The sequence below is a fragment of the Prevotella denticola genome (genome assembly GCF_900454835.1).
Lineage (GTDB): Bacteria > Bacteroidota > Bacteroidia > Bacteroidales > Bacteroidaceae > Prevotella > Prevotella denticola.
Map to the genome: position 1 here is coordinate 350,414 of NZ_UGTM01000002.1, position 25,741 is coordinate 376,154.

The window sequence follows — 25,741 nt, forward strand, 5'->3', positions numbered from 1 at the left end:
TGCTTTTTCCTTTAGAGGAAATGCAGGAAAAAACTCAGATTACAGGACTTCGGACCGGAAAAAACACAATATCCCGTCCACATCCGCCTGCCTCGTCGCCACCTGAAAACCACCCGGAAGCCTGACATCAGGCTGCATATTCAGCCGTAAAAACTTGCAGCATTGCAAAAATGTTGCTATCTTCGCAGACAGGAAGCCCGCAGGCGGCTGACAGACAGAAACAGATGAAATGGGAAGAAACAAGTTCGCACAGGATGAAATCAACGAGATTGCAAGACTGCTCCGGCTGAAAAACGCCGGCAACCGGGCCAGGCAGAAGCTGGTGCGCCACGACCTCCGCACGGTCTACGAGTTCAACATCTCCGACTTCAACGAGCCGGGAAAAGCCTTCGGCGAGGCCGACCTGCAGGAAGCCATCAGGCGGGGCGCCATCCAGGTGCTCGACGATGCCACCATTGCCGACATGAAGGCGAAGCGGGCACGGGACAGGGAACGCGACAAGGCCGAACGCGAACGAAAGGCCATCGAGACGGGCGAGATGACCGACTGGAAAGCCAGTGCCAGAGAATGGGAGGAATGGGAAAAGTCGCAGCAGAACAGTGACTGAATTCATAGGGAAACGGAAGTAAACAAGCAAAGTCATAGAAAAACGGTAACTGATGTGACCGGAGCGTAGAATGGCATCTTTTTTGATAACCAGAGAATACAGGAGGAAAGAAACATGGAGGAATACAACAAATACGTAAGGTTCGACTGGGCCGCCAAGCGGATGCTCAGGGATAAGGCCAACTTCGGCGTGCTCGAGGGACTGATCACCGTGCTGCTCAACGAAGAGGTACACATCGTCGAAATCCTCGAGAGCGAATCCAACCAGGACAGCATCGACGACAAGTTCAACCGCGTCGACATCAAGGCCAGGAACAGCAAGGACGAGATCATCATCGTGGAAATCCAGCTGACACGTGAGCTGTACTACCTGGAGCGCGTGCTCTACGGCGTGTCAAAGGCCATCACCGAACACATCTCGCTGGGCGACAAGTACGACAGGGTGCGGAAGGTCTATTCCATCAGCATCCTCTACTTCGACCTCGGCAAGGGTGCGGACTATCTCTACCACGGCACGACCTCCTTCGTAGGCGTCCATACGAACGACACCCTGCAGATCAACGCACGCGACCGAGAGATGATCCGCATGAAGACGCCCGAGCAGATCTTCCCGGAGTACTTCCTCATCCGTGTCAACGAGTTCAACAACGTGGCCCGCACGCCGCTCGAGGAGTGGATCGACTACCTGAAGAACGGACACATCAAAGAGGACACCCAGGCCCCCGGACTGCGAGAGGCACGCGAGAAGCTGCAGTACCTCATGATGAGCAAGGCCGAACGTCAGGCCTACGACCACCACATCGACGCCATCATGATCCAGAACGACGTGATCGACACCGCCAAGATGGAGGGACTGGCAGAAGGAAGAGCCGAAGGACGCGCGGAAGGAAGAAAAGAAGGACGTGAAGAAGGTCGTGCAGAAGGAAGAGCAGAAGGAAGAGCAGAAGGAAGAGCAGAAGGAAGAGCAGAGGGAAGAGCAGAGGGAAGAGCAGCGGCGATGTCCGAGATTGCCAAGCGGATGCGGGAACTGGGAACACCGGCCGACATCATCGCCCAGGCCACAGGTCTCACACCCGAAGAGATCGCCCGCCTATAATCATCCTGCCATCACCCATCACTCAATCCCCGCACCACCCCGTCACCCGACCCTCCCGACACACCCCGTCAGGCACTCCCCGCCTCCGGAGGGATCGGGAGAGGTTTTCTCCAACACATCAAAAGAACAATGACACTATATCCAAAACTCATCACGGAAGCCCTGGAGAAAGTCATCTACCCGGGCACAAAGAAGAACATCATCGAGAGTGAAATGCTGGCCGACACCCCCAGCATCAACGGGAACAAAGTGCGCATTACACTCATCTTCCCACGCGAGACCGACCCGTTCCTCAAGTCCACCGTCAAGGCGGCAGAGGCACAGATCCACTACTCCGTGGGCAAGGACGTGGAGGTACACATCACCACCGAGTTCCGCAACGCGCCGCGCCCGGAGGTGGGCAAATTCCTGCCCGGGGTGAAGAACATCATCGCCGTCAGCTCCGGAAAGGGCGGCGTGGGCAAGAGCACCGTCTCCGCCAACCTCGCCATCGCCCTGGCACGGCTGGGCTACAAGGTGGGACTGCTCGACACCGACATCTTCGGACCGAGCATGCCCAAAATGTTCGGTGTCGAGGACGAACGGCCGTACGGCATACAGAAGGACGGCCGCCAGCTCATCGAGCCGATAGAGAAGTACGGCGTGAAGCTCCTCTCCATCGGCTTCTTCGTCAATCCCGATACCGCCACGCTCTGGCGGGGAGGAATGGCGACAGCCGCACTGAAACAGCTCATCGCCGATGCCGACTGGGGCGAACTCGACTACTTCATCCTCGACACGCCGCCGGGGACGAGCGACATCCACCTCACCCTCATGCAGACGCTCGCCATCACCGGAGCCGTCATCGTATCGACACCGCAGAACGTCGCCCTCGCCGATGCACGCAAAGGCATCGATATGTACCGCAACGACAAGGTGAACATCCCCATCCTCGGACTGGTGGAGAACATGGCCTGGTTCACGCCGGCCGAGCTCCCCGGAAACAAGTATTACATCTTCGGAAAGGACGGAGGCAAGAACCTCGCCAAGAAACTCGACTGCCCGCTGCTGGCACAGATCCCGATCGTACAGAGCATCTGCGAGGACGGGGACAACGGAACGCCGGCTGCCACACAGGTGGACACCGTCACCGGACAGGCCTTCCTCAGTCTGGCACAGTCGGTCGTGACCGTCGTGAACCGCCGCAACAAGCAGCAGGCTCCGACGAAAATCGTCAGTGTGAAGAACAGCTGACGGCCCCTCAGAAGGACTTTCCCTGCGGCAACGAGGCTGTGGCAGGCCCTGATGAAAGCCTCCCCCAAGCCCCTCCGGAAAAGGGGGGATGCGGCAGGCGGTGATGGGCGAGAGTAAGCGGTGGCAAGTCTTGTTCCACTTGGTTTCCGTCAGGCACTTCCCTCCTTCGGAGGGGCTTGGAGGGGTCTCTTTTTTTTAATTATCTATCGTCTAAATAGCCCCATCCGACGGAAAAAGACGCAGGAAAACTATACGGTTTCAGAAATAATGCCTATCTTTGCAGGCGAAAGGTTGAAATAATTACAGCTTATTGACTGCACCCTATCGGTTGTACATCAGCCGGATGCACGACACATAGTCATTTAGCGAGTGACGATACATTAACATTATAATACAAAAGCATTATGAAGCAGAAATTTATTTGCACCGTCTGTGGTTACATCCACGAAGGAACAGAGGCACCCGCAGAGTGCCCTGTATGCCACGCAAAGGCCAACAAGTTCAAGGCGTTCGACCCGGCTGCACTGAAGGGCACCAAGACCGAGCAGAACCTCAAGGACGCTTTCGCCGGCGAGAGCCAGGCCCACACCAAGTACCTCTACTACGCTTCCAAGGCGAAGAAAGACGGCTACGAGCAGATCGCTGGCTTCTTCGAGGAGACCGCACGCAACGAGAAGGAACACGCCAAAATCTGGTTCAAGTTCCTGCACGGGGGCGACATCCCTACTACCACAGAGAACCTGGCTGATGCTGCAGCCGGCGAGAACTGGGAGTGGACCGATATGTACGACCAGATGGCAAAGGACGCCGAGGCAGAAGGCTTCCCCGAGCTGGCCGTCAAGTTCCGCGGCGTAGGGCAGGTGGAGAAGCACCACGAGGAGCGTTACCGCAAACTCCTGAAGAACATCGAGGACAGCGTCGTATTCTCACGCGACGGTGACTGCATCTGGCAGTGCCGCAACTGCGGACACATCGTTGTCGGCAAGAAGGCCCCGGCCGTATGCCCCGTCTGCAACCATCCGCAGAGCTTCTTCCAGGTACAGGAGAACAACTACTAAGGATGCGCCGCTGCCGGAATGACAGCGTTCCATACAACATGAGTTCATTATAAAATATCCCTATCAGCAGGGACAGGCACTTTTGCCTGTCCCTGTTTTTTTATGTCGGGTCATCTTATACGTCCCCGCTCTCCCGCTTCCGAATGCCCTCTCACGGTTCTTTCACGACAGCCCAGCAGCGGTGCTTCACAAATCATCAGGATTTGAAATAACTTTACACACATCATTCTCGCCTTCCGTCCGGGACAGAGGAAGGCGTCTCCCCCTGTTCCATCATAACTGTCACGGAATCAGCACAGTACAATCCCATTTGAAGAGAGGCCTGATTGGATTCCTGACAGGCGTTAGTTGAACGGCTATCAGGCACTGATCGGACGGCAACCAAGCACCTTTCAGTTCCCAGTCAGTGCCTGACACAAAAACAACGGACCATCAAGTGACAGTCCGTGGAAGAATTATCTTTACAAGTCATGACGGTTTCCCGTGATGTTCCTCCGTCATCTTTCAACAAGTGATGTTCACGTCTTCTTTCAACAAGTGAGGTTCCCATCATCTTTCAACAAGTGATGTTTCTCCGTCTTTCAATATTTACCTGAAATAAATGTAAGTTGTCCCACCTGTACAGAGACCTGCATAATCCGAACAAATCTCAAATCTCAAATCTCAAATCTCAAATCTCAAACCTCAAATCTCAAACCTCAAACCTCAAATCTCAAATCTCAAACCTCAAACCCTCACTGCACGACATAATAAGCGGCACCGTAACCCAGCCAGCAGCCCAGTCCGCCCCTGACGTTGCCCGGGAGGTTCTGCATCGTATTGAACAGCGGGTTGCGGCCCTCGGCGTTATAGTCCTCAAAGGCCTTCCAATACCGGTAGCCGGTTGAATCGACATGACAGAACTTCACCAGCACCCTGTCGCCCTCCGAGAAATAAATGTCGGGGGCAGGGTGAAGGAGGTTGTTGCGTCCGTTGTTGATCGTGATCGTGTTGCCGGCGTTGAACGTCCTGTCGCTGAACACGCCGAAGTACGCGCTGCGCATCGTCATGTCCTTCTCCGACGTTCGGACAAACACCTTGTAATAGTCTTCCGTCTGCGGATCGTCCTGCACCGAGGCCTTGATGGTGTACCGCCGGCTGCCGTCTTCCAGCGGCCGGGCCTGGATGCCGCTGAGACCGACGGCGGCAGGGATGGAGGTCTCGGCCTGTGCATGGAACTGCGCATAGTCCACCTTCAGGGTATAGGTCCTGCCCGTCTCACCCAGCATATCGCCCGTCGTATAGAGATAAGGCGGGGTGTAACGGCGGTTGTAGACACCTGTGAGAATCACTTCCTTCGTACCGTCAGAGACCGTCACCCTGGCCCACTTCAGCACGTAGCGGTCCAGAGAATCGACACTGTGCTTCGAGGTAGTGATGGGGACGGTGGTCGTCAGCTGTACGACAGGGGCCCGGCCGTTCTCTATCCAGCCCTCTACGACGAGCTGCGGGGCCGCCTCCTCAATCTCCGTGCGGTAGCAGGAGGAGAGCAGAAGGGGAACGGCGAGCAGAAGAAAAGACAGTCTGTGCATGATCAGAACTTGATGTAATAATTGATGGACGGCAGGAAAGGCAGCTTCTTCGGGAGCGGGCGCAGCGGCGCATAATAATACTGTCCGTCGTTGAACTTCAGCCGCCAGAAGAGGTCGTTGTGCCGGCAGTTCGCATTGTAGACGGAGAAGTTCAGACCGCTTTCCCGGCCGCCGTGTACCTTGATTCGGCAGGTCGCCGACACGTCCAGGCGGATGTAGGTGCTCAGACGGCCGCTGTTGTAGTCGCCGAACTGCGACAGGAGGTTTCCGTTCTGCAGGTAGAAATAGCTCGGCGGGGTGAACGGCGTACCGCCCGCCCATACCAGCGTGGCCCCGAACGACCATCTGCGCCCGGCCTTCCACGTGGCCACGGCATTGAACTCGTGTATGCGCTCGTGGCCGGCCGGGAAGGTCCCGCTGAACCGGCCGGGGTATCTGCGCAGTGCCCGCCCCAGTGAATAGCTCATCCAGCCCGTGAGCCGGCCGGTGCGTTTCTCTATCATCAGGTCCAGTCCGTAGTTCTCTCCCTTCCCGCTGATGAGGTTCTTGCGGTAGTCGTAGTCGCCGTATATCAGCTCAAAGGGTGTCCCGATGTATTCTGTCTGGTGATAGAGCCGCTTGTAATACAGCCCGGCCGACAGCTGCAGCCGCCCGGGAATGAGGTCTGTCCGGTATTCGCCCGAAAGCCCATAGGCATACTGCGGACGCAGCCGATCATCGGCCGGAAGCCAGAAATCCGTAGGCAGGTTGACGGCGGAGAGGCCGGTCCGGAAGAGGTACTGGTGCTTCACGTTCGCCGTGAGGCGGAACTGTCCGTACCCCGACGTCCACAGCAGCGACAGGACGGGGTCGGCACTGAAGAAGGCGGAACGGCGGATCGTGTAGACGTTTGCGCGCAGTCCGCCCAGCAGCTCCATGTTCCGGGCAACGGCAAACTTACAGTCTGCCCACAGCGAACCCTCCGTGCTGTGCCGGCGGGTGGCCGACAGGGTCGTCGTCTGCCGTTCTCCTTCCGTTTCAGGCTGCTGGGGACGGATGCCGTGCAGAGCCCAGTCGGTACCGGCAGTCCATCTGCCCCGCCGCAGCGACAGCCTGTAGCCGTAGTCCGTGATGCCCGACGGCATACGCAGGCGGAAGTCCGGCCGTTCGATGGAAAAGCGGTTCCCGTAGCGGGTCATATAGGCCGTCTGGCGCAGGACGAGTCCCCGCCGTTTCCACTCCCAGTTCATCGAGACCATCCGGTTGCCCCAGCCGAGGCGTGCGTCATATTTCTCGCCGTCTTCCTGATAGTCCATCCGGTCGTTGCCGCCGTAAAAGTCCAGCCACAGGGTGTTGTGCGCATCGGGGCGGTACAGCCACGTGACGTTGGCATCACAGAACGAATACCGGATGGCGGACTCCTCCACCTTCAGCCACCGTCCGTAGAGCAGGTTGATGTAGGCCCCGCGGCCCGACAGGATAAGTTCGGACTTTCCTCCGAGGGGCAGGCGGAGCGTTCCCTGCGACGAAATCAGGCCGACGGACAGCTCGCCTTTCACCCTTCCTGCCAGCGTGTCCGGCCGCTGCATATCGATGAAACCGCCGAGACGGTTGGCTGCCGAGGCGGTGAAGGCCGAACCGGCGAACTGCAGACGGGAATAATGGGAGGGATTGAAGACAGAGAAGATGCCCAGTATGTGCTGGATGTCATACAGCTGGACACCGTTGATGCTGACCCCGTTGTGCGCATTGTCGCAGCCCTGGACATACAGGCCGGCATCCAGTTCGGAATTGGTCTGCACGCTCGGCAGCAGCTGCGTGTAGCGTATCGGGTCGGCATTGCCGGCTATGCGCGGCATATCGTCGAGGAACGACAGGTCCAGGCTCATGCCTCCGAGGCTGTCGTGCCGCAGCTTCCCCGTCACGTGCCGGCCGACGACCTCCACGCCCTGCAGCTCCTTCACCCTTGCCGTGTCGGCTTCCTGTGCATGGGCAGGCAGCGTGAAGAGCAGGGAGCAGAGCAGGGAAAACAGCAGTCTGCCGGCTTTCGGACGGATGGGAAGGGTGTGCATCGTGTCGTCGGAAGATGGGTTCATACGGACGGTGAGGTTACGTCAGAAGGCACAGACAGGTCCTGGAAATCCTCTCTGACAGATTTCCAGGACCTGCCGTCACCTCACGGACAGGTCTCTCTCCCGGCCTTGAGGAGATGGTATCAGAAGTTGAAAAGACGTTTGAAGGCGTTGATCATATCGCCGGCTTCCTTGAAGACTCCGGCGAAGTTCTTCCGGCTGAAATAGTCGTCGACAGCATAGGTCGTGCCGTCAGTGAACTTGATCTGCGCATTGGAAATCCATTCAGCACGCCCGCTGTAGTCGTCCACAGTCTTCATCGCGCCCAGCAGCAGACCGGCCGAAGGCTTCGTGGCATAGCTGTAATAGACGTTCACGTCGAGCAGGCTGTTGGCATCGGCCACCTCTTTCTTGAAGCGGGCCTCATCGGTATAGACGGCTTTGTCCTTTTCCATCCTGTCGATGATCTCGGCCAGCCGGCTGCCGTTGGAACACGTTCCTTTTACCTGCAGCTCGCCCAGGACGTCGGCAGCAACGTTGACACTGCCCACGTTGTCGACTCCCCGGTTGCTGACCAGCCCGTGCCCTGTGGCCTTGGCGGTGAGGAGGGTCTTCCCGTCCGCCTTCAGTTCGACACCGGCCTCGGCATCGCCCGGCCCTTTGTAGAAGGCACGGTGTACGATGACCTCGTACTTCTGGAAGACGGTCTTGCAGGTGAATGCCAGCTGGTCTACGGCGAGGTTGAGGTCGCCGGAGGTGGTAAGGTCGGTGTGGATGTCGGTGGACAGCAGCTGCCTGCCGCCCTGCTGCAGCGTCATCCGCACGTCCTCCGGCACCATGACGGTGTTCTTGTATTTCGTCCTTTCCGTGTACCTCGGGTGTCCCGCTGCCCCCGGGACGTATTCGGTGTCCTCGCTGTTGAAGAACTCCGACCTCACAGCCTTCGCCTTGTCGCTGACCGTGAAGGCGAGCAGGCAGTCGTTGCCGTCCTGGTCGCGGAACAGGAACTCAAGGTTCTGCGAGTCCTTCGTGCGCACCCACTTGTAGCCCTGATGCTCGAAGCGGCCCCTGTACTTCGTCGCATCAATGATCCGTGCATACTCCGTGTAGCCCGGCTGTCCGGTGGCGATGGTCTGCGTCATCGACTGCAGGATGCCTTTCGCCCAGTTGTTCACCGGCTCCACGCTCTGGTCGTCCAGATAGTGTTTCTCTACGTAATAAGCCAGATTGTCAAGGACCTTGAAATCATCGGGATGGATGCTGCCCATGAATTTCCTGGCGGTAGCGTCCAGCTGCTGCTTCTGCTGTTCCTGCGTCAGGACAGGTCCTTCCGAACGCTCCTTGGGGGCGGCAGAATCGTTGTCAGAACCGCAGCCGACGGCTGTGAATGCCAATGTTATGCCTAAGAACAGGCTACCCAGTAACTTCTTTCTCTTCATGTTCTTTTTCGTTTTTTTGGTTGTTTATCTTTTTTTGGTTGTTTGTCATTGTTCAGTCAGGACGACAGCCCCACCCTGTTTCTGCTTCCCCGGAAGTACCGCAGACAGGGACGGCGGGCATCCGAGGTGCAAATATAATGAAAATATATTATAATAAGGTAAAAAACCGGCTTTTAAATCAAATTCCGACAATCCGAGGGTGCAGATTTGCACAATACGCAACTGCCCTGCACAACATATAACTGATTTACACAACATACAATAGATTCAAACAGCGGTCCGATTCGCCCGGTTGGAACTGATTTGAATTGATTTATTCGCCTATGGCTCATCAACACATCTGCACGCAGGAGTACTCCTTCAGTCGGGGCGTGCCCGAAAAATCAGGCAAATCTGTCCAAATCACACAAAAAACTTATGGCGTATTTTAAGCAACACGGAAAAGAATTGACCATGAAGGTAAAGTCGGGCAAATAGCAGAGAGATATTAAAACAAGCATGTTTTCAATGCCAAGTTTGCATCCCTTTGCCTTCCCTTTATCTTCCCTTTGCATGATATTTCTGCATAATTCTTGGATTTTGTTTGCAGGTCTCGGAAACTTTGACTACCTTTGTATTTCCTTATAGTCATCAGCAAATGAATGGATTAGGAAGCAACAGCCATCGGATGCATCTTTCCTTATACAATAAAAGAGATATGCAGAATACGGGGAAAATCAAATTCCCTGTAAATTTGTTGTCGGACTATTTGGTTATTCCGAATAATTTATTACTCTCTCTCTCTCTCTCTCTCTCTCTCTCATAGGTGCTACTGGCGTAACCCATCTTTAAAATATTCTAATGTACGCGCGCGAGGCTCGCCGCGCAAGCCCGACAGGCAAGGGACTTCACGATGTTCCCCTGCCTGGTTTCCTGTGTCCTTTTGCCAAGTGGGAAAAGGGCGAAATAAGAACATTTTAATTCACAAAACCACAGTAAAGTTTATGCAAAGAGAACTGGGAAAAAGATCAGGCAAGCGACCCTACGTGAAGTCTGAATGTATAGTGGTCACCACCGAGATGACCAGCAACCTGATGGAAGCTTCTATGTCCGGCCAGCACAACCCGGGCAATCATAGGCCAGGACCTACACCCACAGGCGGAGCCAAGCAGGGGTGGTTCGGCGAAGAAGAGAACTGCTGGCCCGTCACCTCCTCCAAAGCGGGAGGCGACCATTCCTTATGGGACGACTGAAAAGCTAAAAGAGTAAAAGCAAAAGACAAGACAAGAAACGAAATGAACAAGACAATGAACAAGACGAAAATGCAAACTTTCTCAGTGTGCAAGCTGGCCGTTACGGCTCTCTTCGGACTGGCCGTCACGCTGGTTTCCTGCTCGAATGAGGAGATTGTGCAGAATCAGAAGACTGCAATAGAAAACGGAAAGGACCTCACCACATTCGAGACCGGCGAGCCGGAAAGCAGCAACGCCAAGACACGCACCTCGCTCGACTACGCCAGCGGAGCATTCTACTGGGAGGCTGGCGACAAGATCTATGTAAAGGACGACGACGGCACATGGCAGGTGAGCAGCAACGCCCCGACCGAAAAAACCGCCTCATTCAAGTTCAAGGTGCCCGGCAGGTTCACCGGCAGCAATACGTACAAGGTGTACTATCCCGGCAAGAATGGTAATCAAGACCGGGTTTCCATCCCTGCCGCCCAGACCCAGACTGCACCCGACAATACCGAGCACATCGGCTCCTCGGGCGACTGCGGCATAGCCACGGCGACCAAGGAAGGAGGACTGTTCAAGTTCAAACTCGACCACAAACCCGCCATCCTCGTCTTCCAGCCATACACGAGCAACACCATCCTGCAAGGCTGTTACCTGACCAAGGTGGAGGTAACCTCCGACAACAACCTCACGGGCACCTACACCCTCGACCCCGCCACGGGCACGCTCACCGGCACGGGCAGCGGCAGCCGGATCGTCCTCACCACCAAGAACCCGGCAGCGGGCAGCGCAAATGCAAACGGTTTCCCCTTGACCAACACCTCCGCCAGCGTTGCCACCAACGGTGCCTACATGGTTATCGCTCCCGGCACGCATACACTCAGGGTACGCTATTGGATAAAAGACCCCGTGACCAATAACGAAGGTACCATCACCAAGGTCATGCCCTCGTTCACCTACGCTGCCAACGCCTACTACGACATGACGGCCAACCTCAATGTAAAGAATTACACCACCCCCTACTACATGTGGGATGCAGAGCAGCCTTACTGGTACGGGCATGAGTGGGACAAAGCCGGCTATGTGGCAGGGACTGACCAGCCTACTGTGTATCGCCAGAGAGGCAGTGCTTATCCTCAAGATAACAGTGACAGCCGCTGGTGCAATGAGAGAAGCTTCAACGACGGTACCCGAGGCGATGCCCAAACAGCTCTTTTCCAGACCCTCCCCAACATCAATGAAATGCTTTGGTACGCCATGAAGGGCGACCCGCGCTGGGATGACGACCAGCTGTGGACGACCATGGGACACTTATACAAGGGTGGTATGTGGTTTAAGAAAAAGGCTGAAATTTCCGGCTTCACTCCCAACAACGCTCCTGACGGTAACGACTACCGTTCAAGATTCGGTTTTAACGGCTTCGACACCACCAGCCCTTCCATTCTCTCGGGTGTCCCCACTGCGGCCGATGCCGACAAGTATTTCTATCTGCCTGCTTTAGGCTACTATCATTCGGGCAGGCTGCAAGACCTTGGCACAGACCTTGGCAACGCTGGCGCCTACTGGTCATCCAGTGCTACACCATGGACCAGTAGTAACGAAGCGTTCCACCTGTACTTTGGCAGGGGTGAGGTGATTGTGGGCCACAACAGCCGCGAAAGCGGGATCTCGGTGCAGGCATTCAAGTGAACCTCCGTTTCGTTTTGCAGGTACGTCATTGGCGCACTTTTCGCCATTTGACATACTGGATATTTTTTTCTCGCACCATCAGACCAACGGACCTTCGAACATCCATTGATATATCAATAACTAACCAGCCGAAGGGCGGTGCAGATACAGACTGCGACTAAATATACTTCAGCGGGGCACTAATTATACCTCAGGTGCCCCACTGCTTGTACTTTAGTCGCTGTCAACATTTCCGCCGCTTCACTGCACAAGACAATCAAAACCCTGGAGAATGAAGATGCAGACGGACGGCAAGGTCGCCTCAGACGATTCCGGCTCCATGCCGATCAGCGGGAATGCTCAGCACATGAGGTTGTTTCATAACACTCTATTTTTCCGCAGGACCTGTTGGGAAACAGGACCTGCACCTTTAATCTGTCTAACAGGAGAACGTCAAATATCATGCAGTATGTCGTTTGATGTTTCCTTACGGTAGTCATGACACTGAAAAATGTCAGGACTCTATTAACCTGAATAATTCGTAGAGATAAAAAAGACTTTCCATTAAAAGCACAGACACTTCTCGTGTAGAGCGTGCAGCTTTAACGCGAAGGACTTAACCGTCTATCCGGGGCACGCATTTCCCTTTCCTGCATTTATCTATTTAGTGGATGCCGGCCGATAAAACTCAAGCAGCCTGTTTTCCCATACATAACCTCTTTTGAACTGACAGTTCCGCATTATCTCCGGGAAAACACCCCCCTGACCAGACAAGTTCTTCCGGCACAGCTCTTTTCCGGCTGCAAGCCGCCCCCGTCCCGGCAACATATTACAAGGGAGCAGGCCGTCAGCACAGCTGGTGTCTGCCGACAACACAATATGTGACGGGCATCAGCACATCTGCAGGAAAGGCCTGTTCTTGCCTGTCGCTGTCATATACAGCAAGACGCTGATGACCGACTTACACGGAAAAACCTGCCTGCCGGACGCTGTCCCCACCTCCGTGAAGTGCTTCGGGAAAAGATGGGCAACATAGTGTCAGCAACCGACAAGAAAACATCGGTATTATCCGATAATAAAGATTATCTTTGCACCGAAATTCATCCCCGGAGCAGGATGCCCGGAGAATGAAACCTAAATTGGACCAACGGAAGGCTGCACCGTACAGGCCGGCGCACAGAGCAGAAGGGAATATGCGGAGGCTGTCTGCATGACGGCTTCAGCTTCTTCCTCTGAAACGGAGGCGTGGAAGGCACCGACTGCACGCCCGAGCTGGACATCGACAACATCAGGGTCGTACCGATCAACAAGTAGAAACACCGTGGCCGGAGGGGGAGCAGGGAAGCGTCTGCTCACGAATGAGGATGTACCTTGCCTCGCTTCCTTTCCCGTAAAAACAAAAGAAACAATGCACACCCATAGACTTCATACCGCAGCCCTTGCGCTGCTCTCGCTGACGGCCGCAGCCTGCAGCGACACCGCAGGACACTCCATCGCCGACGTGGACGCACCGTCGTTCGTCAGCGTGAGTCCGCAGACGAACATCCGGGCCGGCCTCGACTCGATTGTCGTCACCTACGACAAGAACATCTTTTTCTCTTCCGCCGACTACCGGAAAATCACCCTCAACGGTTCGCCGGCCGTCAGCGCCAACGTCATCGGATCGTCCAACCGCCTGCTCGTCATGGCCGAAATCAGCCGCGGCAAGAGCTACGAGCTGGTCATCCCAGAGGGCGTCGTCACCGGGCCTAACCGCATGGCGGCACCCATGGTGAAGGCCACCCTGACGGCCCAGACACAGCACATCGCCGGCCGGCCGGTCAACGCCGAAGCGACCGCCGAGGCGAAAGCACTCTACCGGAAGCTGGCCGACAACTACGGCAAGAAGACCTTTTCGGGCACGATGGCTGACGTGGCATGGAACAACAAAAACGCCGAGAGGGTACACCGCCTTACGGGCAAGTACCCCGCCATCAACGGCTACGACTACATCCACCTGCAGTACACCCGGCCGGGCGGATGGATCGACTATGCCGACATCACCCCCGTCAGGACGTGGCACGACGCCGGCGGCATCGTCACGATAGGCTGGCACTGGAACGTGCCCACCTCCAATCCCTACGCCTCTGTCGTGCCCGTCGTCCTCTACGGCGGTCCCGACAAGGTCATGCCGGGCGACTGGAGCGGCAACATACAGCTCACCACACAGGTGGCGAAGAACATCCTGGCCGGCGCATCCATCGGGAGCAGGCTGGTGGTGAAGATAACCGACGTGAAGCCGGGCGCACAGGGTTCCATCAAGAACAGCAGCTGGGCAGGCTTCGTGGACGAGAATGGAAAGAACTGGGACTACTTCGACATCAGCGGCGACAGCTACTCGATGACGCTCGACCAGACCACGCTCAACGAGATGCGGGCCAACGGTCTGATCATCGGCGGACACGACTATACGGTCACCGGCGTCACCGTCGAGGCAGCCGGCACGGTGAAGTACGGCTTCTACGCCGCCAAAAACGAGTTCACCCTCGATGCCGCCGTCACCGAAGGCACATGGGCCAACCGCTTCATGAAGTCCGACCTGGAGAAGATCGTGCCTTACCTGCGGCAGCTGCAGCAGGCCGGCATCCCGGTTCTGTGGCGGCCCCTGCACGAGGCGGCCGGCAAGTGGTTCTGGTGGGGCAACGGTTCCGCCGCCTCCTACGTGAAGCTCTGGCGCACGATGTACGACTGTTTCAAGCAGCAGGGCATCAACAACCTCATCTGGGTGTGGACCTCCGAGAAGGCCGATGCCGACTGGTATCCCGGCGACGAATACGTGGACATCATCGGGACAGACGTGTACGGCCGTGACGGCAACGCCGCTACGGCCGAAGAGATGGCGGCACGCTTCAACGAGCTGGCCTACCGCTATCCCTCCAAGATGATCTCACTGACCGAGTGCGGCACCGTTGCCGACATCCCCTCCCAGTGGAAGAGCGATGCCGCATGGAGCTGGTTCATGCCGTGGTACGGCGACGGACACGCATCGGACGAATGGTGGAAGGCGGCGATGAACTCCGAAGACGTCGCCGATAAGCCGGAAGATAGAACAGATAAAAGTCGGCAATGCCGTCGTCCGGCAGCAGCGTCAGATGTAATTTCCTTTCCTGGTCGACCGTCGCCGGGGTGCTCGTCCGGACATAGAACAGTGAAGGATCTATATTGAAGAACACTTCGATGGGTATCACGGTTTTTGCCCGCAGTCGGAACCACATACCAGTTTCCTTTTTCACTCTGTGTGTACAATGCCGGCGCATAATGATTCTTTCCGGATAATCCCCAGCCTCCGATTATCCCGTCGTTGTCCGGGCAATAGGAATAGGCTGTCTCCTGAATTCTCTCCCGGTTCAGCGGGTCGCCGAAATCCCTGTAGCCTGCCTGATGCCAACCGTCTTGACAACACTCCAGCTTGCTGTCCAGCACACAAAAACGCACACCCCACTTTCAAGGCTCGCTCAATTTCATACTATTCCTTTGAACAGTGTTGCTGAAGAAATGCTTTCAAAGGCTTCAAATAATCCGATTCCAAACTCCAATACTCAGCATTATCAAACATCCATTCACCATTACCTAACTTTCTACGCTTTGAACTTGACATTTTCATCGCACTGATGTAGGTGAAAATCTTCCCTTTCAAATTAGGATGAACATAATCGTTTCCCAGACAAGTCTCATAATCAGCATAACAATCAAGCATTTGGGTATGCTTTTCCTTCTGAATCAGATGTTCCAACAAAGTCTCAAAATCACCATCTTCCTCATTATTGGGAAACAAGAATAGCTCAGCCTGAGCATTATTTTCCCCTAAGACCTCTTCTATTTCCTTCTTCCTTGTCTCGTATCCCCCATTGTTCCCGAGAGAGTCTGCATCAAATATGATAACGACTTTTCCGCCTTCTGCACACCTTGCCTTTATCGTAGGAATCACATTTACCAGATTCTTGTAGCCATTTACAAATTCGACTTTATTAGACGATATGTTATAGCCTAAATTCTCTATGAGTGTCTTTGATAAAGACAGCTTCAGAGGTAGCAGGCTTTCCTGTTTCAAGAAAAATATATGTCATCGTATCTCAAGTTCTTGTTTGATAGAATAGTCAAAAGCCTCATAATCGTATCTGAAACTCTGCAGGTTGCCATCGGCGTCATTTACCAGTTTGTGAGCTGCAACGAGGTTTCTGAACCGAGCATTGTCATCTTCTTCAAGTACCTTTGACAATCCTCTCAGAGAATCAATGTTATGACTGGTGACAAAAACCTGCGTATTATTAGCCTTCGCAGCTGTCAGCAAAGCCTTCCACAGCAGAGGCATTGTTGTATAATGAAAACCATTGTCAACCTCGTCAATCATCAAAACACCATCCTTACAACTATAGACTGACAAGATGATTGAGATAAGTTTTCGCATACCATCACCCATAACATTTACGGGCAGCCGATGCGACAAACCAATATCAACAAGGAGTTCCGTGTCTACCAGCTGCATATCAATGACACGTGGGTCAAGAACCTTCAGTATGGCTATTATCTCATTTTCCTTCTTATCCTTTACAATCTGTGCAAATCTTTCATTTACGGGGACGCTCATATAGGAGGCAGGAATATACATGGCTTTCAACTCTTCCTCGTAACGCTTGTCCCGCCTGATACGGTTGTTTTCTGTATCAGTACACACTGCTTTGGATAAAAGAAAACTCCTTATATACTCGCCGGGCATATAAGGAGTTTTTTATGGTTCAGTCAATGGTTGCTATTGACTGCATGATAGCGTATGTCTTATTTCGGCCACAACCAGCGCGCATGTGCGCGAGAGCCATATCCGGTATGTACCTCATCTTCCTGAACATACAAATCATAGGCATTTGATGTCCCGTCAGGACGTGGTGTGCTTGATCCATAATATCCTCTGGTCCCAATCCACCATAACTGTCCCGTACTTTCTAGGTAGATGCCAATAGTTGGCAGGAAGATGTAATCATCCGAGTTGCCGGGTCTGCCTTTTTTTATGTCTGTGTTACTCTTAGGATACTTATCATAAATCTTAGGATCTGATTGTACCTTCGTGTAATCAGTTCCACCGGGAGCCGCCTTCTTCATCTCTGCCTCGGTCTTGTGCTCGGCGGCAGCGATACCGCTGAGTTTCTTCAGCCACATACCTCCGGCATACAGATGTTTCATGATGGACCAGAGAGAAGGATCCCAATGAGGATCTCCATACATGACATACCACAACATTTCGTTGGCGTTAGGGCAAGCGGCTGCCGAACGTGTTGCAGAAGTCGGGAACGGGGCAGGGTTATACCATCTCGAATCACTGGATATTTTTGGATAGTTGGCGTTCGATTCTCCATTCAGAACCGGCTGGTCGTTCTCATGGCCTTTCCATGCGTTCTTTCCCACAGCAGCGTCCCACAGATAGTATCCGTCGCTCGAATAGTGTGTGACGGCCAGATCGGTGCTTACTTTCTTGTTCTTTCCTGCCTTGCAGGTAATGTCATTATAAGTCTTGGATACTGTCCCGCGGACCTTCGTCTTCTGGTCGTAGAGGGTATATTCCACGGTGACATGATGATATTCGCCCGGTGCAAGGACCATTATGGCCGCGTTCTTTTTATGGTCTGCTGCCTTGGGGATGACGAATCCATCGTCCGAGCCGCCGTTCAGTGTGAGCGTTATGCTCCTGTTGGCAGCAGTTGCGGCGGGGCGGGGTGTCGTATTTATCCCATTGTCATCGAATTTGAACTCCCCGGCAAGTGCCTCGTCTGCCGTTACCTTGATCTGTGTCACTTTCACGTCCTCTGCAAACTCAGGGCTGTAATAAGGCGTAAAGACGAGGTAGGATGCTTTGTGAGAGAGCGTGAAGGTGTAGCTCCCGTCACCCAGTCTGCTGGCTTCCGCCGTGCCGCAGTCTCCGTCTGTACCGATGTGCGAGGCATCGTCAGGAGCGCTCTGTGACTGGGCCGGACTTATGGTCACCTTGTCGCCATGGGCGTTGCCGTTGCCCGTATAACGTACGTTGTATTTCGGTGCGGTGAGTATCCCGGGGAAATAGAACTTGGCCGTGGGAGCCTTAGCCGTGATATTGTCTTTTGTGCTTATTGTTAAAGTGCCGGCGTTGTTGATCCACAGCTTGTCTCCTGAAGTCCAATAAAACTTTATCGCCGAACCGTCGTAAGTGCCTGCTGTGCGGGTCAATCCCCCGTCTGCAAACTCTGTCATCCCTGCGGGCACCGTGTTCTGTTGCTTCCCGTTGTCCGCTTGCAAAGTGTCGTCATTGGAGCAGCCTGCCAGTGAAAGCAAGGCTGCGACCGGTAAAGCCCAAAAATAAGAATACGTCATTTTCCTGATTTGTCTTAACTTGTGTTCCATTCTACTTTAGTTCTTGTCTTCGGCAGATTCTTCCTCAAAGAAAAAGCCTGACGGCTTTGCACTTAAAGACTCGCCATCATCTTCTGCGCTGTAATGTCCTCCCTTTACCGGAGAAGTCTGGAGGAGATATTCCTTCTCGCCGATGGATATTACAGCTGTCTCAGCTTTAACATACATTTTTCTTTCCATATTGTCAACTTTTAGTGATTACGATTTTGAAAATTGCTGTCTACCGACATCTCTCTTTATAATCGGCTGATGCGTACATCAGCCGGAACCGGACTGGCTGCCGTCTGGAAACCTTGCGGAATCCCTGTCCCTCAGGCTGCGGCATTACACGTTCCCGTATGTCTGATGAATATCATGCGCACGTCCGGAGCATATACCGGGACAACAAGAAATTCTTTGTGGGATGTTTCACACCTTATAATATAAATATAAGGATGCCATTATCCATACGATCAATCCTTCCGGATTCTAATGATTTGTGTGCAAAGGTAGTGCTGTTTTTATGAAAGACAAAATAATTTAACTATAAATAACACGCTTGATCCCAATGGGTTCTGTCTATATGGCCGAAAGGAAAAGCCGAAGATGCCGCATAAAAGTAAAGACACAAAGAGCGGACAGATTCCCTGTCAACGACAGACCGACGCGTTTTTTTAGAACAGGCCCTCAGCAGAAATATACCTGCATGGAAAGGCATATACTGTCAGCAACAATTAGAAATAAGTTTTCAACCCGTCAGCCAAGTTTAGAAATAAGACGAAAAGCAGTCAACCCAGAACGTTAAACTACAAACCCGGCATATTAAACTGCACAGAAGAACATCCCGCCGAAGGCCGGGACGGGGATTCCCGGTGCTTGGGAATATGATTCCCAGCGTCCGGTACTGCTGTTCCCAGCCGGTTGGGAACAGCAGTACCGGCAATGCCCACCCTGTCCATAAAGTATCAACTTTGGCTAAAATAGTATTTGCAGTTTACACTTTTAACCCTTATCTTTGCAGCAGTCTTTCCGACTGGCCGCAGGCGGGGCATCCGATGATGTCTGCCGAGGGGGGCCGGAGAAGCGTAACATCCTAAAAACCAGAAATCAAAGATAACAGCATGAACAGAAGAAGTGTTTTCACCTTATTTTTTACTCCTTCTGCGGCCCCGACATGAAGTCCGTCGTAGAACCGGAGGACTTCGAGGTGCTGGTAGGAAGCAGCAGACGGGACGAGGACCTGCAGAAGGCGACCTTTACAACAGTAGAGAGACCCCTGCAAAACTCTATTTATATCAGAATCTCATATTTGATTATCAACAAGTTACACTTTCCGAGAGTCTCATGTAATGGCGTTTTACCGAGGGCTCGTAGAATGAATACGAAGTAGAATGAATATGAAAAGAATACTCCTTGCCATGGCTGCCGCCTTGCTCACAGCGAATGCGGCAGCCGGAAAGAAAATGCAGAAGACACCGGCACAGCAGCTCATCGGACGGCTGCAGGACTTACAGAAGAAAGGTGTGATGTTCGGTCACCAGGACGCCCTCTTCTACGGTACGACGTGGAAATGGGAATACGGACGGAGCGACGTGAACGATGTCTGCGGCGACTACCCCGCCGTCCTGGGCTGCGAGCTGGGCGGACTGGAACTCGGGAGAGACCGCAACCTGGACGGTGTTCCCTTCGCCGAGATGCGCCGGCAGATCATCGGCCACTGGCGCAGGGGCGGCATCGTGACCGTCAGCTGGCATGCCTACAATCCCGTCACGGAAGAGGATGCCTGGCACACGGAAGGCGATGCCGTCGCACAGGTGCTGCCCGGCGGAAAGGCAGCCGGAAAGATGCAGCACTGGCTCGGACGGATAGCCGGTTTCCTCGCCTCGCTCAAGGACGACAGGGGGAACTCCATACCCGTCATCTTCCGGCCCTGGCACGAAATGAGCGGCGGCTGGTTCTGGTGGGGCAGCCGGCAGTGTACGCCTGAACAGTACATCGCCCTGTACCGCCTCACCCACGAGGCGATGCGCCGCCGGGGACTGCGCAACATCGTCTGGAGCTACTCGCCCAATGCCGAGGCCGGCGACACGCCTGAACACTTCTTCCGCTTCTATCCCGGCGACGGATGCGTAGACCTGCTGGGCGTGGACCTCTACCAGAACAACGGCCGGCAGGACTTCATCGACCAGTGCCAGAACGAACTGCACATCATGGCCACATATGCCGGAGCGCACCGCAAGCTGTATGCGCTCACCGAAGCCGGCTACCGCAACACGCCCGATGCCGCCTGGTACTCCTCCACCCTGCTGCCCGGCCTGCAGGGATTCAAGCCCTGCTATGTCCTGCTCTGGCGGAACGCATGGGACAAGCCCGAAGAGAACTTCGGCCCTGCACCGGAGAAATCCTGCGCCGCCGACTTCAGGAAGATTTACAGGGAGAGGGCTTTCCTCTTCCGCAGCCAGACAGGCCCTGCACAGGTCGGAACAACAAAGAAACATAACAGAAAACGATAGAAATACAGACATGACAACCTTCAATTCCAAACTCGACACACTCCGTCTCCGTCACGAGGCACTCCTCTCCGCACCCAACCACGTACAGGAAGGCGGCAACGGCATTTACGAACGCTACGCCCATCCCATACTGACCGCCGAGCACACGCCGCTGGAGTGGCGGTACGACCTGGACGAACACACCAATCCGCACCTCATGCAGCGCATCATGATGAACGCCACCCTCAATGCCGGCGCAATGAAGTGGAACGGAAAGTACCTGCTCATGGTGCGTGTCGAGGGAGCCGACCGCAAGAGCTTCTTCGCCGTGGCGGAGAGTCCCAACGGCATCGACAACTTCCGCTTCTGGGACGAACCGGTCACCATGCCCGACACGGACGACCCGGCGACCAACATCTACGATATGCGCCTGACCCGCCATGAAGACGGTTACATCTACGGCGTCTTCTGCGCCGAACGCCATGACGACAGCAGGCCCTCCGACCTCTCGGCCGCCACGGCGACGGCCGCCATCGCACGCACCCGGGACCTGAAGACCTGGGAGCGGCTGCCCGACCTCAAGTCGAAGAGCCAGCAGCGCAACGTCGTCCTCCACCCGGAGTTCGTCGACGGGAAGTACGCCTTCTACACCCGCCCGCAGGACGGATTCATCGACACCGGCTCCGGCGGCGGCATCGGCTGGGCACTCGTCGACGACATCACCCACGCCGAACTGCACGAGGAGACCATCATCAACCCCCGCCATTACCACACCATCATGGAACTGAAGAACGGCGAAGGCCCCCACCCCATCAAGACTCCCCGGGGATGGCTGCACCTGGCACACGGCGTGCGGGCCTGCGCCAGCGGCCTGCGCTACGTGCTCTATCTGTACATGACCGCCCTCGACGACCCCACACGGGTGACGGCACAGCCCGGCGGCTACTTCCTCGCACCCGAGGGGGGCGAATACGTGGGCGACGTGATGAACGTCGTCTTCTCGAACGGATGGATCGCCGACGAGGACGGACGCGTGCTCATCTACTATGCCTCGTCGGACACACGCCTGCACGTGGCCACATCGACGGTGGAACGGCTGGTAGACTACTGCCTGCACACGCCCGAGGACGGACTGTCCACGGCGGCCAGCGTTGAAACCGTCAAAAAGCTCATCGACAAAAACCGCGCATTATGAAAATCAGACTCAGCGAAAAGATAGGCTACGGACTGGGCGATATGTCATCGTCCATGTTCTGGAAGCTCTTCGGTGCCTATCTCATGATATTCTATACCGATGTCTTCGGCATCTCGGCCGCTGTCGTCGGTACGATGTTCGCCGTCACACGGGTCTGGGACTCGTTCTTCGACCCCGTCGTCGGAGCCGTGGCCGACCGTACCTCGTCACGCTGGGGACGTTTCCGCCCCTACCTGCTTTTCCTGGCGGTGCCCTTCGGTGTCATCGGCATCCTGACGTTCCTCACGCCGCCGTTCGGCCAGACCGGGAAGATCGTCTACGCCTTCATCACCTACGCACTGATGATGATGGTCTACTCGGCCATCAACGTGCCCTATGCCTCGCTGCTGGGCGTGATGAGCCCCGACCCGGCCGACCGCAACACGCTGGCCACTTACCGCATGGCCTTCGCCTACCTGGGCTCGTTCCTGGCCCTGCTGCTCTTCATGCCGCTGGTCAACGCCTTCGGCGGAGGGAACAGCGGCGGACCGATGCTGGGCTGGCTCACCGCCCCACAGGCCGGCTGGCTGATGGCGGCAGGGGTCATCGCCGTGGTATGCGTGCTGCTGTTCCTGGGCTGCTTCGCCCTTACGAAAGAGCGTGTGAGACCCGTCAGGCAGGGAAAGACCTCGCTGAAGACCGATCTCCACGACCTGCTCCACAACCGGCCGTGGTGGGTCCTGCTGGGGGCAGGCGTCGCCTCGCTGGTGTTCAACTCCATCCGCGACGGCGCAACGGTCTACTACTTCAAATACTACGTCGACGAGACGGCCGTGGGGAGCATCAGCTTCCTCGGACTGCCCTTCGTGCTGAGCGGACTGTACCTCGCCGTGGGACAGGCCGCCAATATCCTGGGCGTCATCCTCGCCGCACCTGTCAGCAACCGCATCGGAAAGCGGCGCACGTTCATGGCGGCCATGGCCGTGGCCTCCGTGCTCAGCGTCGCCTTCTTCTGGCTCGGCAAGGACCAGCTCGTGCCCATCTTCATCCTGCAGGCGCTCATCAGCGTCTGCGCCGGAAGCATCTTCCCGCTGCTGTGGAGCATGTATGCCGACTGTGCCGACTACAGCGAGCTGCAGACCGGCAACCGGGCCACGGGCCTGATCTTCTCGTCGTCGTCAATGAGCCAGAAGTTCGGATGGGCGTTCGGTACCGCCATCACCGGATGGATGCTCGCACAGTTCGGCTTCCAGGCTAATGCTGTACAGTCGGCCGAGACCCTCCAGGGTATCCGGATGTTCCTCTCACTGCTGCCGGCGGTCGGGGCATTCCTCTCGCTGGTATTCATCTATTTCTATCCGCTCAGCGAACAGAAGATGAGACAGATAACACACGAGCTGGAAGAAAAACGGACGGCCGCAGCCGACAGACAATAGAATGCAAAACCTTTCAATACTTCACGCTGTGGACAATTCTTCAGAACTGCACGCTGTGGACAATTTATCGGAAGAACTGCGCCGGGAGCTGGAACAGAACATCCTGCCTTTCTGGCTCCATAGGATGACCGACCGCCGCTACGGCGGATTCCTCGGACGGATAGACGGCGGCGGCAACCCCGTGCCTGATGCCGAAAAGGGAGCCGTCCTCAACGCCCGCATCCTCTGGGCTTTCTCCGCCGCCTACAGGGTCCTGCACCGGCCGGAATACCTGGAGGCAGCCACACGGGCCAGAGACTATTTCATCGACCGTTTCATCGATGCCGAGCAGGGCGGTGTCTTCTGGAGTCTGGATGCACAGGGACACGTGCTCGACGGCCGGAAGCAGACCTACGCCATCGGATTCGCCGTCTACGGACTGAGCGAATACGCACGTGCCACCGGCGACAGCGAGGCACTGGACTATGCGAAGAAGCTATACGGCGACATCGAACGCCACGCCTTCGACAGCCGGCACGACGGCTACGTCGAGGCGCTGACGCGCGACTGGCAGCCCATCGCCGATATGCGGCTGAGCGACAAGGACGAGAACGGGTCGCGCACCATGAACACGCACCTGCACATCCTCGAGCCTTACACCAACCTCTACAGGGTGTGGCGGACACCGCAGCTGGCGGAGCGGATCGCCAATCTGATCGACATCTTCCTCACACGGCTGCTTAATCCGGAGACCGGCCACCTCGACCTCTTCTTCAATGACAGCTGGCAGGGACGGCGCAACATCCAGAGCTTCGGACACGACATCGAGGCCGTATGGCTGCTGCACGAGGCCGCACTGGAGCTGGGAGACCCCGCCCTGCTCGATCGGGTGGAGACGGCGATAAAGTCTATCGCAAGGGCCGCCGACGAGGGACTGCAGCCGGACGGCTCGATGGTGTACGAACGCTGGACCGACACGGGACGCACGGACACGCAGCGGCAGTGGTGGGTACTGTGCGAGTGCGTCATCGGCCATATCGACCTCTACCAGCACTTCGGCGACACGGAAGCCCTCGGCATTGCCCGCCGCTGCTGGCAGTACACCGCCGCACACATCGTTGACCGAGAACAGGGCGAATGGTTCTGGGGATGCGACGAGAACGGCCGCCCGAACCTCGCTGACGACAAAGCCGGCTTCTGGAAATGCCCCTACCACAACACAAGGATGTGCCTGGAGGTAATGGAGAGAAGCCTCTCCTTGAAAAGCCGGAGAAGCTGACGGCTGCTGGCAAAGCTGGCAGCTCTGGCATTACCAGCAACTCTGGCAGAAATAGAAATGCCAGTGATGCCCGAGAAGTCTCCCCCCCTCATAACCCTAACCAACTCCCCCCGACAAAACTTCCCCGTTATGGAAACCTACGTCTTACATGAGATTACTCCCCTGATGGAGACCGACGCCCTCTACATCGCCGACCGGCGCAAGGGCGAATTCTCCTATCCCGTACACAACCACGACGTCTTCGAGCTGAACTTCGTCGAGAACGCTGCCGGCGTAAAACGGATCGTCGGCGACAGCAACGAGGTGATCGGCGACTACGACCTCGTCCTCATCGCCAACCCCTCACTCGAACACGCTTGGGAACAGCACGAGTGCAAGAGCGAAGACATCCGTGAGATCACCATCCAGTTCAACTTCGGCGACGGAACGACGGACAACGACCAGTTCTTCAGCAAGACACCCTTCGAGAGCATACGGCGCATGATGAAAGAAGCACAGAAAGGACTGGCGTTCCCCATGCCGGCCATCATGAAGGTCTACGGCAAGCTGAGCGGACTGAGCCAGATCACCGACCGCTTCACGGCGCTGATGGAGTTCCTCGACATCCTCCACACGCTGTCGCTGAGCACGGATGCACGCACCCTCGCCACCACCAGCTACGCCAAGGTGGACATCGAAGACGACAGCCGCCGCATCCTCCGCGTGAAGAAATACATCTCCGACAACTACAAGTACGAACTGCGACTCAAGACGCTGGCCGACCTGGCCAACATGAGCGAGAGCGCCTTCTGCCGTTTCTTCAAGCTGCACACCGGACGGCGGCTGAGCGACTACATCATAGACATACGCCTGGGCTACGCCACGCGGATGCTGATCGACACCACCGACACCATTTCCGAGATCAGCTTCAAATGCGGATACAACAACATGAGCAACTTCAACCGCATCTTCCGACGGAAGAAAGGCTGCTCCCCCACCGAGTTCCGCAACAGCCATCATAAAATCAAGGTGATCGTCTGAAAGCATCCCGCCCGGAATCCACCGTCATG

General features: G+C 55.7%; 20 protein-coding genes. 12 read left to right on the plus strand and 8 right to left on the minus strand.

Features of this window, described 5'->3' with window-relative positions:
* The first annotated feature begins 229 nt into the window (after positions 1-229).
* From DYH27_RS09565 to rbr, 4 genes are all read left to right on the plus strand, one after another.
* Positions 230-607 carry a hypothetical protein gene (locus tag DYH27_RS09565; protein WP_025068206.1) on the plus strand — a complete coding sequence of 126 codons (378 nt, stop codon included), beginning with the start codon at positions 230-232 and terminating at the stop codon, positions 605-607.
* Positions 608-721: 114 nt separating this feature from the next.
* Positions 722-1,702: an Rpn family recombination-promoting nuclease/putative transposase gene (locus DYH27_RS09570; protein ID WP_025068207.1), complete on the plus strand. Its 981-nt coding sequence runs from the start codon at positions 722-724 to the stop codon at positions 1,700-1,702.
* A gap of 129 nt (positions 1,703-1,831) precedes the next feature.
* Positions 1,832-2,935 (plus strand): Mrp/NBP35 family ATP-binding protein, encoded by a 1,104-nt coding sequence (locus tag DYH27_RS09575; protein ID WP_025068208.1) that lies wholly within the window; start codon positions 1,832-1,834, stop codon positions 2,933-2,935.
* 404 nt (positions 2,936-3,339) lie between these two features.
* Complete coding sequence (rbr, locus tag DYH27_RS09580) at positions 3,340-3,993, plus strand: rubrerythrin (protein ID WP_025068209.1); 654 nt, start codon at positions 3,340-3,342, stop codon at positions 3,991-3,993.
* Positions 3,994-4,727: 734 nt separating this feature from the next.
* On the opposite strand, the gene DYH27_RS09585 is transcribed toward rbr, so the two are convergent.
* From DYH27_RS09585 to DYH27_RS09595, 3 genes are all read right to left on the minus strand, one after another.
* Positions 4,728-5,564: a DUF4249 domain-containing protein gene (locus tag DYH27_RS09585; RefSeq protein WP_025068210.1), complete on the minus strand. Its 837-nt coding sequence runs from the start codon at positions 5,562-5,564 to the stop codon at positions 4,728-4,730.
* A gap of 2 nt (positions 5,565-5,566) precedes the next feature.
* Complete coding sequence (locus DYH27_RS09590) at positions 5,567-7,639, minus strand: TonB-dependent receptor plug domain-containing protein (protein ID WP_025068211.1); 2,073 nt, start codon at positions 7,637-7,639, stop codon at positions 5,567-5,569.
* 119 nt (positions 7,640-7,758) lie between these two features.
* Positions 7,759-9,054 (minus strand): hypothetical protein, encoded by a 1,296-nt coding sequence (locus DYH27_RS09595; RefSeq protein WP_025068212.1) that lies wholly within the window; start codon positions 9,052-9,054, stop codon positions 7,759-7,761.
* A 983-nt stretch (positions 9,055-10,037) separates the two neighbouring features.
* Between DYH27_RS09595 and DYH27_RS09600 the strand changes: the two genes are divergently transcribed.
* The gene (locus DYH27_RS09600) at positions 10,038-10,286 is read left to right on the plus strand and encodes a hypothetical protein (RefSeq protein WP_025068213.1); all 249 of its coding nucleotides are present in this window, start codon (positions 10,038-10,040) and stop codon (positions 10,284-10,286) included.
* Between the two features lie 42 nt (positions 10,287-10,328).
* A complete protein-coding gene (locus DYH27_RS09605) occupies positions 10,329-11,957 on the plus strand; it encodes a hypothetical protein (protein WP_025068214.1) in 1,629 nt (542 codons plus the stop codon).
* A gap of 1,113 nt (positions 11,958-13,070) precedes the next feature.
* Here the strand turns inward: DYH27_RS09605 and DYH27_RS13415 are convergent.
* Positions 13,071-13,292: a hypothetical protein gene (locus DYH27_RS13415; protein ID WP_025068215.1), complete on the minus strand. Its 222-nt coding sequence runs from the start codon at positions 13,290-13,292 to the stop codon at positions 13,071-13,073.
* A gap of 52 nt (positions 13,293-13,344) precedes the next feature.
* Here DYH27_RS13415 and DYH27_RS09615 point away from each other — a divergent pair, with 52 nt between their 5' ends.
* Positions 13,345-15,141 carry a glycosyl hydrolase gene (locus DYH27_RS09615; protein WP_025068216.1) on the plus strand — a complete coding sequence of 599 codons (1,797 nt, stop codon included), beginning with the start codon at positions 13,345-13,347 and terminating at the stop codon, positions 15,139-15,141.
* Between the two features lie 300 nt (positions 15,142-15,441).
* Here DYH27_RS09615 and DYH27_RS09620 read toward each other — a convergent pair whose 3' ends face one another.
* From DYH27_RS09620 to DYH27_RS09635, 4 genes are read right to left on the minus strand one after another with little or no spacing between them, the layout of a single operon-like run.
* A complete protein-coding gene (locus DYH27_RS09620) occupies positions 15,442-16,026 on the minus strand; it encodes a DUF3226 domain-containing protein (protein WP_244595171.1) in 585 nt (194 codons plus the stop codon).
* A gap of 12 nt (positions 16,027-16,038) precedes the next feature.
* Positions 16,039-16,692 carry an AAA family ATPase gene (locus DYH27_RS09625; RefSeq protein WP_025068217.1) on the minus strand — a complete coding sequence of 218 codons (654 nt, stop codon included), beginning with the start codon at positions 16,690-16,692 and terminating at the stop codon, positions 16,039-16,041.
* Between the two features lie 59 nt (positions 16,693-16,751).
* Positions 16,752-18,344 (minus strand): fimbrillin family protein, encoded by a 1,593-nt coding sequence (locus tag DYH27_RS09630; RefSeq protein WP_081640733.1) that lies wholly within the window; start codon positions 18,342-18,344, stop codon positions 16,752-16,754.
* Between the two features lie 6 nt (positions 18,345-18,350).
* Positions 18,351-18,533 (minus strand): hypothetical protein, encoded by a 183-nt coding sequence (locus tag DYH27_RS09635; protein ID WP_025068219.1) that lies wholly within the window; start codon positions 18,531-18,533, stop codon positions 18,351-18,353.
* Between the two features lie 1,190 nt (positions 18,534-19,723).
* On the opposite strand from DYH27_RS09635, the gene DYH27_RS09645 reads away from it, so the two are divergent.
* From DYH27_RS09645 to DYH27_RS09665, 5 genes are all read left to right on the plus strand, one after another.
* Complete coding sequence (locus tag DYH27_RS09645) at positions 19,724-20,845, plus strand: glycoside hydrolase family 26 protein (RefSeq protein WP_025068221.1); 1,122 nt, start codon at positions 19,724-19,726, stop codon at positions 20,843-20,845.
* A 10-nt stretch (positions 20,846-20,855) separates the two neighbouring features.
* Positions 20,856-22,019 carry a glycoside hydrolase family 130 protein gene (locus tag DYH27_RS09650; RefSeq protein WP_025068222.1) on the plus strand — a complete coding sequence of 388 codons (1,164 nt, stop codon included), beginning with the start codon at positions 20,856-20,858 and terminating at the stop codon, positions 22,017-22,019.
* The gene (locus tag DYH27_RS09655; RefSeq protein WP_025068223.1) at positions 22,016-23,434 is read left to right on the plus strand and encodes an MFS transporter; all 1,419 of its coding nucleotides are present in this window, start codon (positions 22,016-22,018) and stop codon (positions 23,432-23,434) included. Before DYH27_RS09650 ends, DYH27_RS09655 begins: the two co-directional genes overlap by 4 nt.
* A gap of 1 nt (position 23,435) precedes the next feature.
* Positions 23,436-24,692 (plus strand): AGE family epimerase/isomerase, encoded by a 1,257-nt coding sequence (locus DYH27_RS09660; protein WP_394366013.1) that lies wholly within the window; start codon positions 23,436-23,438, stop codon positions 24,690-24,692.
* A gap of 129 nt (positions 24,693-24,821) precedes the next feature.
* On the plus strand, positions 24,822-25,712 hold the full coding sequence (locus tag DYH27_RS09665) for a helix-turn-helix domain-containing protein (RefSeq protein ID WP_004353297.1): 891 nt from the start codon (positions 24,822-24,824) through the stop codon (positions 25,710-25,712).
* Positions 25,713-25,741: the final 29 nt, after the last annotated feature.